The 15,091-nt window shown below is 74.7% G+C and carries 14 protein-coding genes and 1 pseudogene; 6 read left to right on the top strand and 9 right to left on the bottom strand.

Features of this window, described 5'->3' with window-relative positions; genetic code table 11:
- Positions 1-97: 97 nt before the first annotated feature.
- Positions 98-589, top strand: a pseudogene (locus ACPPVO_RS31210) (ATP-binding cassette domain-containing protein); the annotation flags it as partial.
- A gap of 139 nt (positions 590-728) precedes the next feature.
- Here the strand turns inward: ACPPVO_RS31210 and ACPPVO_RS31205 are convergent.
- Positions 729-1,133 carry a hypothetical protein gene (locus ACPPVO_RS31205; protein ID WP_426502113.1) on the bottom strand — a complete coding sequence of 135 codons (405 nt, stop codon included), beginning with the start codon at positions 1,131-1,133 and terminating at the stop codon, positions 729-731.
- Complete coding sequence (locus ACPPVO_RS31200) at positions 1,130-2,098, bottom strand: SDR family NAD(P)-dependent oxidoreductase (protein ID WP_426502112.1); 969 nt, start codon at positions 2,096-2,098, stop codon at positions 1,130-1,132. Before ACPPVO_RS31200 ends, ACPPVO_RS31205 begins: the two co-directional genes overlap by 4 nt.
- Here ACPPVO_RS31200 and ACPPVO_RS31195 point away from each other — a divergent pair.
- Entirely contained in the window at positions 2,097-2,282 is a 186-nt protein-coding gene (locus tag ACPPVO_RS31195) for an antitoxin (protein ID WP_426502111.1), read from the top strand. The two genes, ACPPVO_RS31200 and ACPPVO_RS31195, sit on opposite strands and share 2 nt — an antisense overlap.
- Before the next feature lie 179 nt (positions 2,283-2,461).
- Positions 2,462-3,229: an STAS domain-containing protein gene (locus ACPPVO_RS31190; protein ID WP_426502110.1), complete on the top strand. Its 768-nt coding sequence runs from the start codon at positions 2,462-2,464 to the stop codon at positions 3,227-3,229.
- Here the strand turns inward: ACPPVO_RS31190 and ACPPVO_RS31185 are convergent.
- From ACPPVO_RS31185 to ACPPVO_RS31165, 5 genes are all read right to left on the bottom strand, one after another.
- Positions 3,198-4,100, bottom strand: a complete 903-nt coding sequence (locus ACPPVO_RS31185; protein WP_426502109.1) for an ornithine cyclodeaminase family protein — start codon at positions 4,098-4,100, stop codon at positions 3,198-3,200. The genes ACPPVO_RS31190 and ACPPVO_RS31185 overlap by 32 nt on opposite strands.
- 2 nt (positions 4,101-4,102) lie before the next feature.
- On the bottom strand, positions 4,103-5,215 hold the full coding sequence (locus ACPPVO_RS31180) for an alanine racemase (RefSeq protein ID WP_426502108.1): 1,113 nt from the start codon (positions 5,213-5,215) through the stop codon (positions 4,103-4,105).
- The gene (locus ACPPVO_RS31175) at positions 5,212-5,859 is read right to left on the bottom strand and encodes a helix-turn-helix transcriptional regulator (RefSeq protein WP_426502107.1); all 648 of its coding nucleotides are present in this window, start codon (positions 5,857-5,859) and stop codon (positions 5,212-5,214) included. The genes ACPPVO_RS31180 and ACPPVO_RS31175 overlap by 4 nt, the downstream gene beginning before the upstream one ends.
- Positions 5,860-5,903: 44 nt before the next feature.
- Complete coding sequence (locus ACPPVO_RS31170; protein WP_426502106.1) at positions 5,904-7,022, bottom strand: M48 family metalloprotease; 1,119 nt, start codon at positions 7,020-7,022, stop codon at positions 5,904-5,906.
- A 173-nt stretch (positions 7,023-7,195) separates the two neighbouring features.
- A complete protein-coding gene (locus tag ACPPVO_RS31165) occupies positions 7,196-9,007 on the bottom strand; it encodes an ABC transporter ATP-binding protein (RefSeq protein WP_426502105.1) in 1,812 nt (603 codons plus the stop codon).
- A 147-nt stretch (positions 9,008-9,154) separates the two neighbouring features.
- On the opposite strand from ACPPVO_RS31165, the gene ACPPVO_RS31160 reads away from it, so the two are divergent.
- Positions 9,155-9,346 carry a hypothetical protein gene (locus ACPPVO_RS31160; protein WP_426502104.1) on the top strand — a complete coding sequence of 64 codons (192 nt, stop codon included), beginning with the start codon at positions 9,155-9,157 and terminating at the stop codon, positions 9,344-9,346.
- Between the two features lie 55 nt (positions 9,347-9,401).
- Positions 9,402-9,788, top strand: a complete 387-nt coding sequence (locus ACPPVO_RS31155; protein WP_426502103.1) for a S26 family signal peptidase — start codon at positions 9,402-9,404, stop codon at positions 9,786-9,788.
- Here ACPPVO_RS31155 and ACPPVO_RS31150 read toward each other — a convergent pair.
- Both ACPPVO_RS31150 and ACPPVO_RS31145 read right to left on the bottom strand, forming a co-directional pair.
- Positions 9,736-10,020, bottom strand: coding sequence for a DUF427 domain-containing protein (locus ACPPVO_RS31150; RefSeq protein WP_426502102.1), 285 nt, complete (start codon positions 10,018-10,020; stop codon positions 9,736-9,738). The two genes, ACPPVO_RS31155 and ACPPVO_RS31150, sit on opposite strands and share 53 nt — an antisense overlap.
- A gap of 67 nt (positions 10,021-10,087) precedes the next feature.
- Entirely contained in the window at positions 10,088-13,549 is a 3,462-nt protein-coding gene (locus ACPPVO_RS31145) for a ricin-type beta-trefoil lectin domain protein (RefSeq protein WP_426502101.1), read from the bottom strand.
- A gap of 310 nt (positions 13,550-13,859) precedes the next feature.
- Here ACPPVO_RS31145 and ACPPVO_RS31140 point away from each other — a divergent pair, with 310 nt between their 5' ends.
- Positions 13,860-15,020 carry an epoxide hydrolase family protein gene (locus tag ACPPVO_RS31140; protein WP_426502100.1) on the top strand — a complete coding sequence of 387 codons (1,161 nt, stop codon included), beginning with the start codon at positions 13,860-13,862 and terminating at the stop codon, positions 15,018-15,020.
- Positions 15,021-15,091: the final 71 nt, after the last annotated feature.

Raw genomic sequence — 15,091 nt, 5'->3', positions numbered from 1 at the left:
GAGCTGGGCACCCGGCGCCTCGAGGTGGCCGGTACCCTCGCTGTCGGCCTGATCGGCGCGGCCGCCGCGATCGTGCCCGTCGCCGCGCACCGCCCGGGTCGCCGTCGTCACCCAGGAGACGCACGTCTTCGCCGGCCCGCTCGTCGAGGACCTGCGCCTGGCCCGCCCGGGCGCGACGGCCGCCGAGGCGTCGGCCGCCCTCGCCACCGTCGGCGCGCTGGACTGGGCCCAGGGCCTGCCCGACGGCCTCGCGACGATCGTCGGCGAGGGCGGCCACCCGCTCACCGCCGCCCAGGCCCAGCAGCTCGCCCTGGCCCGGCTGGTGCTCGCCGACCCGGCCGTCGCCGTGCTGGACGAGGCCACCGCGGAGGCGGGCAGCCTCGGCGCCCGCGACCTGGAGGCGTCGGCCCTGGCCGCGACCGCGGGGCGGACCACGCTCGTCGTCGCGCACCGCCTCACCCAGGCCGCCGCCGCGGACCGGATCGTGGTCCTGGACGCCGGCCGCGTGGCCGAGGAGGGCACCCACGCCGAGCTCGTCGCCGCGGGCGGCGCCTACGCCCGCCTGTGGCGCGCCTGGCAGACCCGCTGAGCCGCGGCGATCATCGCCGGTGGCGGTGGCGGTGGCGGTGGCGGTGGCGGTGGCGGTGGCGGTGGCGGTGGCGGTGGCGGTGGCGGCGTGCTGCTCGTCCTGATCGTCGGCGGCCCGGTCGCCACGTCGCGCCGGCCCGCTAGCGGCGGGCGTCGCGGTGCGGGCCCAGCGCGATGAACCACCGGTCGTCGTGGCGGTAGAGCCAGAGCCGTTCGCTGTACGGCGAGCCCCCGACGGTGCCGGTGATGTCCACCGGCCGCAGGTGGTCGGACTCGGTGGTGCCGATCGCCGTGCCGGTGACGACGAGCCGGCCCGATCCCAGCCGGCGCAGCCGGTCCGGGATCTCGGTGCTCGCGTCGTGGTCGGGGTCGGCGATGTCCTCCAGCCGGCCGCGATCGCCCGCGCCGAGCGCCGCCACGTAGCCGGCGACCGCGGCCTCCGGGCTCGCGGCGCCGCCGGGCCCGCGGTGCAGCACGAGGACGATCACTCCGGCGACGGTGAGTGCCCCGATCACGGCCACGCCGGCAATCGCTCTGCGCCTCATGTCCGGCGAGCATACGTCCCCGCCGCCGGCTCGAAGACGTTGCCGTCGTGCGGGGCGACCCGCTCCCGCGACAGGCCGGCGATGCGCATGAGCGGGCCGACCAGGGCATCGTACAGCCGCGGCGTGGCCACGAAGCCGAGGCGGATGAGCCGGCTCGCCGCGCCGACCGTGACCGTGCCGCGCGGGCGCGCGGCGCACCGCAGGATCGCCCGCGCCACCTTCGCGGGCGGGTCCACCGGCGGCGGCGGGCGGCCGATGCGCCCGGCGAAGTTGGCCGCGCTGCGGTAGATCGGCGTGTCGACGGCGCCCGGCGCGACGAGGCACACGTGGATGCGCGGGGCGTCGCGGGTCTCCTGGCGCAGCACGCGCACCAGGCCGCGCAGGCCCCACTTGCTGGTGATGTACGCGCTCGTGTACGGCGTGGCCACGGTGCCCAGCAGCGAGCCGCCGAAGATGAGCACGCCGTGGCCCTGGGCGCGGAACCGGCGCAGCGCCGTGCGGGCCACCGCCGCGGCGCCGAGCAGGTCGGTGCGGACCACCCGGTCGAAGACCTCGGCGGGCACGTCCTCGAACCGGCCGTACGCCATCACCGCCGCGGTGTCCACCCACACGTCGACGCGGCCGAACTCCTCGACGGCGGTCCGCTCCACGGCGGCCAGCGTCTCGGGCCGGGCGAGGTCCGTGGGCACCGTGCGCACCTGCGCCCCGAGCGCCCGGCACCGCGCGGCGACGGCCTCCAGCCGCTCCCGCCCGCGCGCGGCGAGCACGAGGCGGTCCCCGGCGCCGGCGAACGCGAGCGCGGCCGCCCGGCCGATGCCGCTGGAGCCCCCGGTGAGCACGACGACCCGATGACCATGCACCAGGTGCGGGTACCCACTCCCGGCCGCCTCACCCGCGGCCCGGTGGTTATGGCCGGTCAGCGCGGGTACCGGAGCGGCATCCCCGTCAGAGAGGCAGTGGATCATGAACGACTTCATGGACAAGGCCAAGCAGTTCCTCGGCAAGCACGACGACAAGGTCGACAAGGCCGCAGACAAGGCCGGGGAGCAGGCGGACCAGCGGACTGGCGAGAAGTACTCGGACCAGATCGACAAGGGCGTCGACTACGCCCAGCGGCACACCGGGCAGAGCGACACCCAGCAGCGCTGACGCTACTGCGGGAGGGCCGGTCGCCGAGGGGGCGGCCGGCCCTCACGCGTGCCGCCGGGACGTCCGCGAGGCGGCCGTCCGGGACACCATTTGTTTACCGATCTCAGGATGCGAAAGTGGGCAACAAGAACCACCCGGGCGCTGAAGGGGGTCGACATGCCGGACGGCGATGATCCACGATGAGCCGGGCGGGCCTGCGGTGCCCCGTCGTCGAGGACTTCCCGCTGGCGGTCCTCGAACCGGCCGGCGTGCTGGGCCGGGCCACCGCGCCCGTGCTGCGCCAGGCCCTGGCCAAGGTGCTCACCGCGCGACCCGACGTCGTGCTCCTCGACGTGCCGCGGCTGCGCGTCGAGGACGATCTCGTCCTCACCGTCTTCGCCGCGCTCAAGCGCCGCTGCGAGGCCGAGGGCGCGATGCTCGTGGTGTGCGGACCGCCGCCCGCCCTGGCCGCGGCGCTGTCCCGGGTGGCCGTGTGCCGGCTCGTGGCGACGTCGCCGTCCGTCGGGGCGGCGCTGGCCGACGTCGCCCGGCATCCGGTACCGCGGCGGCGCCACGCCTTCCTCCTGCCGCTGACGTCGTCGGTGCCGCGGGCCCGGGCGGTCGTCGAGGAGGCCTGCCTCGCCTGGGGCATCGACGAACTGGTCGGGCCGGTCCTCATGGTGACGGGGGAGCTCGTCACGAACGCCGTGCGCCACGCCGGCACCGAGATCGGGCTCTCGGTCGAGCTCGGCCGCTACTACGTGATCGTCGCGGTCCGCGACGGCCGCCCGACGCTGCCGCGGCTGCGCACCCCCGACCCGGAGACCGGCGGGCGCGGCCTGCTGATCGTCGAGGGGCTGTGCGCCTCCTGGGGCAGCGCGCCGACCGTCACCGGCAAGATCGTGTGGGGCACCCTGCGCCGCCCCGGCGCGGGCCTCAGGCCCGCCGCAGCAGCGCGTCGGCGATGAAGAGGTCCTGCAGGGCGATGCCGGAGCTGTCGAAGACGGTGATGTCGGCCGGGTCGCGGCGGCCCTCGGCGCGGCCGGTCAGCACGTCGCCGATCGCCGTCAGCGGGCCGGCGCCGTCCGCGAGGTGCTGGAACTCGCCGATGCGCCGCGACTGGGCCGGCAGGTCGCAGAAGAGGCGGGCCCGCTCGAACAGCGCCGGCGGCAGCTCCTGCTTGCCCGCCGCGTCCGAGCCCATGCTCGCCACGTGCGTGCCCGGGCGCACCCAGGCGGCGTCGAACAGCGGCCCGGTCGCGGTCGTGGCGGTGACGATGACGTCGGCGGCCAGGCACGCCTCGCGCGCCGGGGTCAGCGTGCCCGCCAGCCCCCGGCCCGCCAGGCGCGCCAGGAACTCCTCGCCGCGCTCCGTGCTTCGGGCGACCACGAGGATCGACCCGACGGGCCGGACGCGGCTCAGGGCGGCGCACTCGTACAGCGCCTGATGCCCCGTGCCGAAGACCGTCAGGGTCGCGGCGTCCGGGCGGGCCAGGGCGTCGGCGGCGACCGCGTCGGCGGCGGCGGTACGGTAGGCGTTGACGACCCCGGCCTCCACCACCGCGGCGATGCGGCCCGCCGCCTGGTCGAACAGCAGCACGATCGAGTTGTGCCGCGGCTGCGCGGCCGGCCAGTAGCTGCCGACCTTCAGCCCGGCCAGGCCGGTCGACGCGGCCGACTTGACCGTGAACCGGTTGCGGGGATCGGAGCCGTGCGCGAGCACCGCCGGGAAGACCTCGGCCCGGTCGTCGACGGCGGCGATGAGCGCCTCGCGCGCCGCCGCGAACGCGAGCTCCTCGTCGATCAGGGCGGCGGAGTCCGCCTCGGACAGGAACCGCATGGTCACCAGCCTCGCACTCGGGGCCACTCGGCCTGGATCGTCCGCGAGCCGGGCTCGAGGACGTGGTACCGCTCGTGCTGCGCCGCGGTCGCGCACGCGTGGATCGGCAGGATGCGTACCCGGCCGCCGACCGGGATGTCGGGCAGCTCCGCGGTGCCGCCGGGGCGGACGGCGAGGATGCCGTGCTCCTGGCTGGCGTCGGTCATGAGCAGGTCGTCGTACGGGTTGCCGTCGAGGTCGGCGACGAGCCCGTACGCCTGGTCGACCCGCTGGCGCCCGGTACCGCGGTCGCGTGAGGTGGCCATCCACCCGCCGTCGGTGAGGATCCGGCCCAGGTCCGGCCGGTGCCCGATGACCGTGGTGACGACGCTCAGCGCGAGATCGGCGTGGGTGCACACGCCGATGCCGGCCATCACCAGGTCGAAGAAGACGAAGTTGCCCGCGCGCACCTCGGTCACGCCGGTCAGGTCCGTCGCGAAGTGCGCGGTCGGGGTCGAGCCGACGCTCACGACCGGCGCCGCGAACCCGGCCGCGCGCAGGGTCCCGGCCGCCGCGACGGCGACGCGGCGCTCGTGCCCGGCCGCGGCCCGCAGCTGCTCGTCGCCGTCGGCGAAGTAGGACTCGCCGGCGTGCGTGAGCACACCGCGGGGCGCGCCGAGGGCCCGTGCGATGTCCACGAGGAGCGGACCATCCGGCGGTACACCACCCCGATGCCCGTCGCAGTCGACCTCGATCAGCGCCGGCACCCCGGCCGCCGCCACGGCCGCGGCCTGCTCGACGCTGTCGAGGAGCACGGTCAGGTCGACCCCGCGCCCGCGCAGCGCCCGCACGCGGTCCAGCTTGTGCGGCGCGATGCCGACCGCGTAGAGGATGTCGCGGTACCCGGCCGCGGCGAACGCCTCGGCCTCCGCCAGCGTCGACACCGTGACCGGGCCCGGCCCGCCGTCGTGGACCAGCCGCGCCACGTCGAGCGACTTCGCGGTCTTCACGTGTGGCCGCAGCGGTACCCCGAGCCGGTCCAGGTGCGCGCGCAGCCGCCGCACGTTCGTCGCGACCCGGTGCGGATCGAGCGCCAGGAACGGCGTATCGGGATCGTCAAGCGTGCGTGGGCTCATGCCGTCGGCTCCTTGTCCTTGCGGCTCTCGGCGAGGTCGGCGTAGACGGCGGACCGGGACACCCCGAGACGGTCGGCGACCCGGGGCACCGCGTTGCGCACGCGGAAGACCCCGCGCTCGTCCAGCGCGCGCAGCAGCGCGATCCGCTCGCCCCGGCCCAGCCCGGCGGCGGGCCGGCCGCGGGCCAGCTCCTCGGCCCGCACGAGCGCGTCGACGACGTCCTCGAAGTCGTTGGTGAACGTGGTCGCGGGCGGCTGCGGCGGTACCGCCCCGGCGAGCGCGCTGAGCAGGTCCCCGGCCTGCCGCAGCGCGGTGACGTCGACGTTCACGCAGAGCGCCCCGAACACCCGCCCGTCCGGGTCGCGCAGCGGCATCGTCGAGGACTTCACGACCCGCCCGTCCGGCGTGCGCGAGACGTAGTTCAGGTCGTTGCCGGCCGCGTCGCCCTGAGCGAGCACGGCGAGCCCGATCTCGCTCAGCGCCCCGCCGACCGCCCGCCCGGTGACGCTCCCGGCCACGGCGACGACGGACCGCTCCCCGCGCCGGTAGTCGTGCAGCACGACCTCGCACGTGGGCCCGAACGTTGCCGCGATCCCGTCCGCGACGGGCCGCAGCGCCGCGAGAATCGCATCGGCCCCGTCCACCCGCCTATAGTAACCGTCCAGGAGCTGGACGGAAGATCCAGGGCTCAGAGCAGCTTGAGGGTACGGGCCGACCGCGCGCTCGCCGCCGCCAGTTCGGCGTCGATCCGCGCGTTCAGCGCCGGCGGGACCACCACCGCGGCCGACTCGCCGCCCAGCGCCTCCAGCACCCGCGCGCGCAGCCCCTGCGGCGGGTGCGTGTCGAACAGCTCCACCGCGTCGACCGACGTCGCGCGCCGCGCGGGCAGGGCCGGCCCGACCTCCACGAGGAGCTTGGCGACGGACTCCGGCCACTGGGCCAGCGGCCGCCCGGCCCGCGCGTTGCGCCGGATGAGCATGACCACGCTGTCGCCCAGGAGCAGCACGTCACACAGCTCGGCCGCCGCGGCCCGTCCGGCCACGGCCGCGGCGAGGCGGTCGGCCCGGTACTCGGCCCGCTGCCCGTCGCGCACCGCCAGCACGGCGAGGCCGACCCGCAAGGGCAGGATCAGCCCGCGCAGTACCCCCGTCACGACCGCCATCACCAGCCGGGTGGCGATCGAGGCGGTCGCCATGCGCACCGGCACCAGCCACCCGTCGAGCCGCTGCAGCGCCGTCACCGCCGGCTGCACGAGCAGCCCGCGGCGCGGGTCGCCGTTGACGAAGTGCCCGAGCTCGTGCCCGAGCAGCGCGACCCGCTGCTGTGCGGACAGCGCGTTCCACAGCGGCAGCCCGACCACGAGCACGGCCCGGCGGCGCAGCCCGACCCGCGCGGCGGAGGCGTTGAACACGTCCTCCTCGACGTAGACGGCGGGCACCGGAGCGCCCAGCGCCGCGGCGACGAGCCCGACGAGCCGATGCAGCTCGGGCGCCTCGGCGGGGGCGACCTCGGTGGCGTACTTCGGCACGCGCCCGAACCGCGGCCGCAGCTCGACCGCGGTGCCGACCAGGATCACCGCGGGCACCAGGCCCAGCCCGGGGAACGACAGACTGCCCAGCCAGAGCCCGCCGGCGAACAGGACCGCGATCAGCGCGTACAACACCAGGCTCAACCCGATGAGCAGCCCGGCCGCCGCGGTGCCGCCCGGGCGCCCGCCGAGCTGGGCCTCGAACGCGCTCAGGCTGTGCCGCCGCGCCAGCCGGTGCGACCACCGGTCGATCCTCCGCCACACGAAATCTCCCGCCACGGCGAGAGATCATGCTCCACGGCCGCGGCCACGTACAGCCCGCCGCCGGTATGGTGCGCTTCCCGGTCGCCGCGCTCGCCGCCGGCCGGTGGGACGGCCCGGACGGGCTCCTGGTCGCCGGGGACCTGCAACGGCGGCCTCAGCGCCTGGGTCGTCCGGCCGGCGGACGGCGGTCAGGCGACGGGCTCGGACTCCGGGCGGTAGCCGTCGGCCTGGAGGCGGAACAGGCGGGCGTACTCCCCGGCCGTCTCCAGCAGCGACGCGTGCGTGCCCCGCTCCGTGATCTCCCCGCCCGACAGGACGACGATGGTGTCGGCCTCGCGCAGGGCGCCCAGCCGGTGGGAGATCAGCAGGCTCGTCGCGCCCGTGCGGTGGGTGTGCAGGCCGTGGTGGATGGCGTGTTCGGCCTCGGCGTCCAGGCCCGCGCTCGGCTCGTCCAGGATCAGCAGGTCGCGGCGGTCGCGCAGGTAGGTGCGGGCCAGGGCCAGGCGCTGCCACTGGCCGCCCGAGAGCAGGACGCCGTCGGAGTCGAAGTCGTCGACGAACATCCGGGACAGCATCGTGTCGTAGCCGCGGGGGAGGGCGCGCAGGACCGGGTCGATGCCGGCCCGCGCCGCCGCCGACTCGATGCGGTCCGTGTCGCCGAAGGCGGTCGTGTCGCCGAGGGCGATGTTCTCCGCGGCCGTCAGCTCGTAGGTCATGTAGTCCTGGAACAGCGCGCCGATGCGGGCGCGCAGGCCCTCCAGGGACAGCTCCCGCAGGTCGGTGCCGTCCCACAGGATCGCGCCCCGCGTCGGGTCGTAGAAGCGGCACAGCAGCTTCACGATGGTGCTCTTGCCCGCGCCGTTGAGGCCGACCAGGCCCACCGCCCGGCCGTGCGGGATGACGAGGCTGACGCCGCGCAGCACCCAGTCCTGGTCGGGGGAGTAGCGGAACCACACGTCGCGCAGCTCGATGCCGTGGCGCAGCGGCGGTACCGGGCGCGGGTCCGGCGGCCGCGGCAGGTCGGGCTCGGCGTCGAGCACGGCGCGGAAGTGGCGGTACAGCAACAGCGCGTGGTGCACCACCGAGACGCGCCCGACCAGCGCGGCCAGCGCCGTCTGCAGCGCGGCGATCCCGGCCACGAGCGCCGAGACGTCGCCGACCGACAGGCCGCCGCGCACCGCCGCGCGGGCGGCCCAGGCGAGCGTCGCCCCGAGTACCGCCGCCGAAAGCAGGCCCAGGAGCAGCTGCACGCGCAGGGTGCGGGCGTCGAGGCGGCGCCGCTGCCCGTCGGCCGCGGCGAGCTCGTCGAGCATGCGCCGGCGGAACAGCTCCGACAGGCCCAGCAGGCGGACCTCCTTCGCGGCCGGGATGCTGGTCTGCAGCTCGGCGTAGAAGAACTCGCGGCGCTCGTGCGGGCTGATGCTCCACATCATCGCCGCCTGCTCGCGGCTCAGCCGCACCTCGGCGAGCAATGCGGGCCCGAGGCCCAGCAGGGTGACGGCGGCGATCGCCGGGCTGATCGCGGCGAGCACCCCGACCAGGCCGCCCAGGGTCGCCGTGAGCTGGGCGATGCCGAGCACGCCGCCGACGACCTGGCCCGGGCCCGACCGCCCGGCGGACTGGGCCATGCGGAGGCGGTCGTGGAACTGCGGGTCCTCGAGCCGGGCGAGGCCGCCGAGACGCGCCGTGGCCCGGTACAGGTCCGACTGGGCGCGGCGGCCGACCGCCCGGCCCACCTGGTGCTGCAGGAACGTGCCGAGCGACGGCAGGGTGGCGGCGAGCAGCCCGGCGCCGACCAGCCCGGCGATGCTCACCGTGAGAGCTCCGGAGGTACCGCCGCCGCCGGAAAGCTCGTCGAGGGCGCGCTTGAGCAGCCAGACGGTGGCGACCGGCACCGCCGCGCCGAGCAGCGAGACGGCGGCGTCGCCGGCGAGCGGGCCCGGGCAGGCCCGGACGCCGAGCCGCACCGCGTGCCAGGCGTCGTGGAGGGGCTGGCGCACGCCGGGCACGTTACCGTGATCAATGTCGATGGGACAGTTTTCACGGCGCTTTCACGCCCGGCCCGGCGTTTCGCGGTAGCGCGTTGACACCTCTCCGCGCGGTCGCCGACCCTTCGATCGTCGTTGTTCGATCGAGAAAGGACGCCCATGGTCGCACTCGTGAACCGGCTCGCCGACCGCATGCTCGCCCGGATGGCCCCCGCGCCGGCGGAGGCCGACTGCGCCTACCACCTCAGCTGCTGGTGCTCCGGCGGCCTGCACTGGTGCCAGAAGTGCATGTACGGCTGCCCGGGCGTGCCGAACCACTGCTACGCCAAGTACGCGACGGGTACATGCTGATCGGTTTTCCGGCCGGCGCGGGGGCGGAACGGACCGATCTGGTGGCACCGTCGCCGTGAAGTGGTTCCCGTGGTTCGTCGTGCGTGTGTCGGGCGGCAGCATGGCGCCCGCCCTGCACGACGGCGATCTGCTGCTCGCCCGCCGGTACCGCGGCCGGCCCCTCCGGGTCGGCGACATCGTGGTGCTGCACCGGCCCACCGCGCCGGTGCGGCTCCCGCCGGGCGTGCAGATCCAGGCCGGCCCGGTCGCTCCCCAGCGGCCGGGCTGGCTCGTCAAGCGCGTCGCCGAGCTGGTGGAGCCCGGCGCGATGGTCGTGCTCGGCGACACCCCCGGCTACGACTCGCGCCTCTTCGGCCCCGTCCCGGTCAGCGCCACCATCGGGGTCGTCGTCAGGCGACGACCTTCACGTCCTTCCAGAACGCCACCCGGTCGCGCACCATAGCGGCGTCGGGCTTGGGCTCCGGGTAGTACCAGACGGCGTCGTCGCTGCGGGCGCCCTCGTGCTCGAGCGAGTAGTACGACGCGGTGCCCTTCCACGGGCAGACCGTGTGCGTGCCCGACTCCCGGACCACGTCGTCGCGCAGTGCGGAGCGCGGGAAGTAGTGGTTGCTCTCGACCACGACGGTGTCGTCGCTCTCGGCGATGACGATTCCGTTCCAGACTGCTTTCGGCATACAGCCACCGTAGCGCGGGACATCGGGCCCTGCCGTGGCGGCGGCAGAGCCCGATGCGCCCGTGGGGTCAGCCCAGCCGGAACTTCTGGGCGGCCGTGGTGTTGCAGTCCCAGATGTGCAGGATGTCACCCGCGTGCTGGTTGTTGTTCGGGTCGTCCAGGCAGCGGCCCGACGGCGGGTTGTAGAGCGTCCCGTCCGCGCGGGTGGTCCACGTCTGCGACCCGGTGCCGTTGCAGTCCCACAGCTGCACCGCGGTGCCGTTGGCGGTCCCGCCGTTGACGACGTCGAGGCACTTGCCGAGGGTCCGCAGCGTCTGGTCGCCCGGGGCCGACCACCGCTGCGCGTCGCTGCCGTTGCAGGTGTACAGCTGGACCGCGGTGCCGGAGTTCGGCGACGCGTTGGCGACGTCGGCGCACAGCCCGCCCGGGCCGGTGACCGGGCCCGGCGGCAGTTTCCAGACCTGGGCGGAGGAGCCGTTGCAGGTGTACATCTGCAGCTGCACCGCCCCCGGGGTGGTGTTCGAGTTCGGCACGTCCAGGCACTGCCCGCCGGAGGTGAGGGCGCCGTTGGACTGGTGCGACCACTGCTGCGCGGCCGCGCCGGAGCACGTGCTGATCGTGACCCCGGCCCCGGCGGTGAGGCACTTGCCGAGCACCCGCACCGTGTTGTCGGACCCGTAGGCGAACGTCTGCGCGGCCGAGTGGTTGCAGCCGTACAGCTGCATCGCCGTGCCGTCCGCCGACACCCCGCCGCGCACGTCCAGGCACAGGCCGCCGGCGCCGATGACCTCGCCGCCGGTCGGGTTGGCGGTGGCCGAGCCGGCCAGCGAGACGGTGTGCGCGGCGTTGAGCGGCAGCGCGCCCGTCGTCACCGTCACCGTGCGCCGGTTGGCGTTCCACGACCACGCCGTCTCCGGCACCTGCACCCCGTCCACGCTGACCGCCGTGGGCGCGTTGGAGTTCGAGAGCCGCAGCGTGTACTGCCGGGAGGCCGGCGCCCCCGGGAAGGACCCGGTCTGCGCGCCGATGGTGAGCGTGCGCGACGCCTCGCTCCACGCCAGCGGGGCGCTGGTCGCGGCCGTCGACGTGCCCTCACCCGCGTCGGAGTACAGCGAGAAGCTCCCGTCGGCCCCGGCGGCCACGTTGACCGTCAGCTGGGTCAGCGGCCGCTGGCCGGCGTTGTCGACGTAGTCGGTGCGGGTCGTCAGGATGCCCCCGGACCTGATGAGCACAGGCATCTCGGTCAGCGGGGCCGACACGGTGACCGTGGCCGGTCCACTGTAGACGTTCCCGGTGAAGTAGTCGGTCCAGGTGCCCGGCGGGACCCACATCGAGCGGGAGCCGGAGCTGCTCGTGATCGGCGCGACGAGGACGTTGTCGCCGTAGAGGTACTCGGTCGGGTTCGTGTACGCCTCGTTGCTGGCCGGGTAGTTGAGGTACAGCGGCCGCACGATCGGCACGCCTGTCGTGTTCGCCTGCTTGGCGAGGGTGTACGTGTACGGCACGAGCGCCTCGCGCAGCCGCAGGAACGTCTCCGCGCTCGCCGCCGCCGTGCCCGTGTAGTTCCACGGCAGCCGGTCGCCGTGGTCGGAGTGCAGCCGGTCGATCGGCTGGAAGGTGCCCAGCTGGACCCAGCGCGCGTACATGTCGTCGGCGAGGTGCCCGCCGTGGAAGCTGCCGATGTCGTGGCTGACGTTGGAGAAGCCGGCGGCCGCCGCGTCCGGAGTGAACCGGGCCTCGAAGTTCAGCATGTCCCACGTGGCCGGGGTGTCGCCGGTGAACTGCAAGGTGTTGCGCCGCTCGGCCCACGGCCCGACGGCGAAGCTGGAGTCGTCGTTGCCGTACTCCGCGCCGCCGATGCGGCCGAAGGAGAACCCGCGCAGGCCCCGGGCCGTCGCGGCGTCCGCGTAGGCCTGGTTGATCCAGGTGTCCGGCGACACGTGCGGGTTGGACGCGGTCGAGGCGCCGCAGCCGGTGCAGTAGTCCAGCCACCACGTGCGCACGCCCTGCTGCTCGAAGGGCTTGTGCAGGTTCATGTACGCGCTGAGGTGCGCCGGCTTCGACCAGTCGAACACGTAGTTGCCGCCGTCGGGGATCAGCCCGCCCGCGGTGCTGCTGGCCGCCGCGTACTTCGGGTCGTTGCCGGCGATGCTGGTGTGGATGTTCAGCGAGACGTTCAGCCCCTGCTGCTTCGTCCAGTTCAGGAAGCCCTGCGGGTCGGGGAACAGCGCGGAGTTCCAGTTCCAGCCGTTCCACTGGCTCGGCGACTTCCAGTCGGTGTCCACGACCAGCCAGTCGATCGGCGTGAAGGTGCTGCGGAACGTCGGCAGCAGGGAGTTCTGGTAGTCGCTCGTGCTGTAGCCGTAATAGCGGGAGTACCAGACGCCGTATGCCGACTGGGGCAGCAGCGCGGAGCCGCCGGTGAGCGCGTTGAGGTCGGCGAGGCCCTGCTTGTAGTTCTGCCCGTAGCCGAAGAAGTAGCCGTCCTGGTACGGCTGACTGCCGTGCGAGGGCCGGTCGGCGAGCGCGTGCGCGGCGCTGAACAGCGCGGTGCGGGAGTCGTCGAGCAGGTACCAGCCGGACCGGGCCAGGATGCCCGGGTGCTCGGGGACCGGGATCGTGCGCGGGTTGTCCAGCGAGCGCGACCAGCCGCCGAGGGCGTCCTTGGGCCCGGCGCCGTAGCCGGTGGTGAGCAGCGCCGTCGAGGCGGCCGGGAACGCGGTGGTACCGGTCGGCGTCAGCGCGATGCTGTCGATGTTCACGCGCCCGGAGTCCGACGCGTTCTGCACCAGCGTGACCGTGCTCGTGCCGGCCGGCAGGCTCACCGTCGCCGACGCGGTGCCCCACGTGTCCCAGCTGCCGGTCGGCGGCAGGCTGAGCTGCGGCCCGCCGGCGCTGCCGACCCTCGTGGACAGCGTGCGCGTGGTGTTCTGCCCGTCGCCGCCGGTCGCGTTGGCGTAGCGGACCTGCAGCCGGTAGCTGCCGGCCGCGGGCACGCCGCTGACGTCGACCGCGCTCCCGGAGCCGGCGGACTCGATCCCGGCGGCGAACGCCGAGCCCGTGTAGCCGGTGTGGTCGTAGGCGGGCGTGGCGCGCCCGGTGAGCAGCGCGTTCTCGGCCTCGCAGGCGGTGTTGTAGGCGCAGTAGCTCGGGAAGGCGGGCTGGGCCGTCACCCCGGTGGACAGCGCGACCGAGAGGTTCGCGGCGGTGAAGGCGCCGCTGCCCTGCTTGTAGCGCAGGGTCAGCGCGCTGGTGCGGATTTCGCGGTACCCGTCCGACGTGGCGGTCGTCGTGTACGACGGCACCGGGAAGTTGCGGTTGACCACGTTGAACGTGGTCGCGTCCTGGAAGGCGCCGTCGCCGGCGTACTCGAGGCGGATGAGCGTCGGGGTGAGCACCTCGAAGCGGGCGTTGCCGTCGGTGACGACGTTTGTGGCAGCCTGGGCGGGCTGAGCCGGCTGGGCGGCGACGAGCGCACCCAGCAGGAGCGCGAGCGCGGCGGTCTGGGACAGGAGGCGGCGTTTGAGCACGCTTTTCACTGAACTGCGGTGTAACTAAAGTTGTCAATACGTGTTTTGGGAATTGTTTACAGAACGCGCTCCGGTGTTCAAAGCGCCGCGCACGCGAACGGCTCAACCGGCGGCCTCGCCGTAGCGACCGCCTGACCGAGGCGATCGCCGACGCGTACGGCGCCCCGCCCGACGACGTCGCCTGCGCGGCCCTCGCCCGGTTCGTGCTGCAGATCCCGGCCATCACCCGCGGCCGCCGCGATCCGCAGGCCGCCGTCGAGACCGTCTTCGCCATCCTCACCGATGGCTGGCCGCGGGTACCGTTCCAGGCATGATCGAACCGTTCAGCCCGCGGGCCGGCGCCGAGCAGTTGGCGGACCTCCGCGCCCGGCTGCGGGCCACGCGCTGGCCGGACGAGCCCGCGGGCGCGGGCTGGGACCTCGGCGCCGACGTCTCCTACCTGCGCGAGCTCGTCGCGTACTGGGCCGACGGCTTCGACTGGCCCGCGCAGGAGGCGGCGCTGAACCGGCTGCCGCGCTACCGGGTCACCCTGGGCGACGGCCTCGGGCTGCACGTCGTGCACGCCCGCGCCGCGGCGCCGGCCGGACCGGCGTTCCCGGTGGTCCTCGGGCACGGGTGGCCGGACTCCTTCTGGCGGTACACCAAGGTCATCCCGCTGCTGACCGACCCGGGCGCGCACGGCGGCGACCCCGCCGACGCGTTCGACGTGATCGTGCCGGACATGCCCGGCTACGGGTACTCCGACCGGCCCGCCGGGCCGCCGGTGAACACGATCCGGGTGGCGGGGCTCTGGGCCGAGCTCATGGACGTGCTCGGCTACCCCCGCTTCGGTGCGGCCGGCGGCGACATCGGCGGGGGCGTGAGCCGGTACCTCGCCCTCGATCACCCCGAGCGGGTCGTGGCCGTGCACCGCATGGACGTGGGCATGCCCGTGTACACCGGCGACCCGGCCCTCCTCGCGCCCGAGGAGCGGGCGTTCCTCGACTCCGCCGCGGCCTGGGGCGCGGCCGAGGGCGCCTACGCCGCCATGCACCGCACCAAGCCGCAGACCGCCGCCGTCGGGCTGCACGACTCCCCGGCCGGGCTCGCCGCCTGGATCGCCGAGAAGCTGCGCGCCTGGAGCGACTGCGGCGGCGACCTCGAGAGCGTGTACTCCAAGGACGAGATCCTCACCAACATCACCATCTACTGGCTGACGGGCACGATCGGCCCGGCGATGCGGATGTACCGCGCGAACGGCGCCATCCCGCCCGCGCAGCACGCCCGCCGGGTCGAGGTACCGTCCGGATTCTCGCTCTTCCCCGGCGACCTCGTCCGCCCGCCCCGCGCCTGGCTCGACCGCATCGCGAACACCACCTACGTGACCTCGCCGGCCCGCGGCGGGCACTTCGCGCCGTTCGAGCAGCCCGCGCTGTACGCGCAGGAGCTGCGCGACTTCTTCCGCCCGTTCCGCGACACCGTCCGGCGCTGACGCCAGGGCGGTGATGCCGGCATCGCCGTCGCCCGGCGGCCGGGCGGGCTCGTTCACGCCATGTGCGGCCG

The organism is Dactylosporangium sp. McL0621 (assembly GCF_049995355.1).
Lineage (GTDB): Bacteria > Actinomycetota > Actinomycetes > Mycobacteriales > Micromonosporaceae > Dactylosporangium.
The sequence above is the reverse complement of the archived record's forward strand: the minus strand, read 5'-3'. Positions and strand labels throughout refer to the sequence as shown.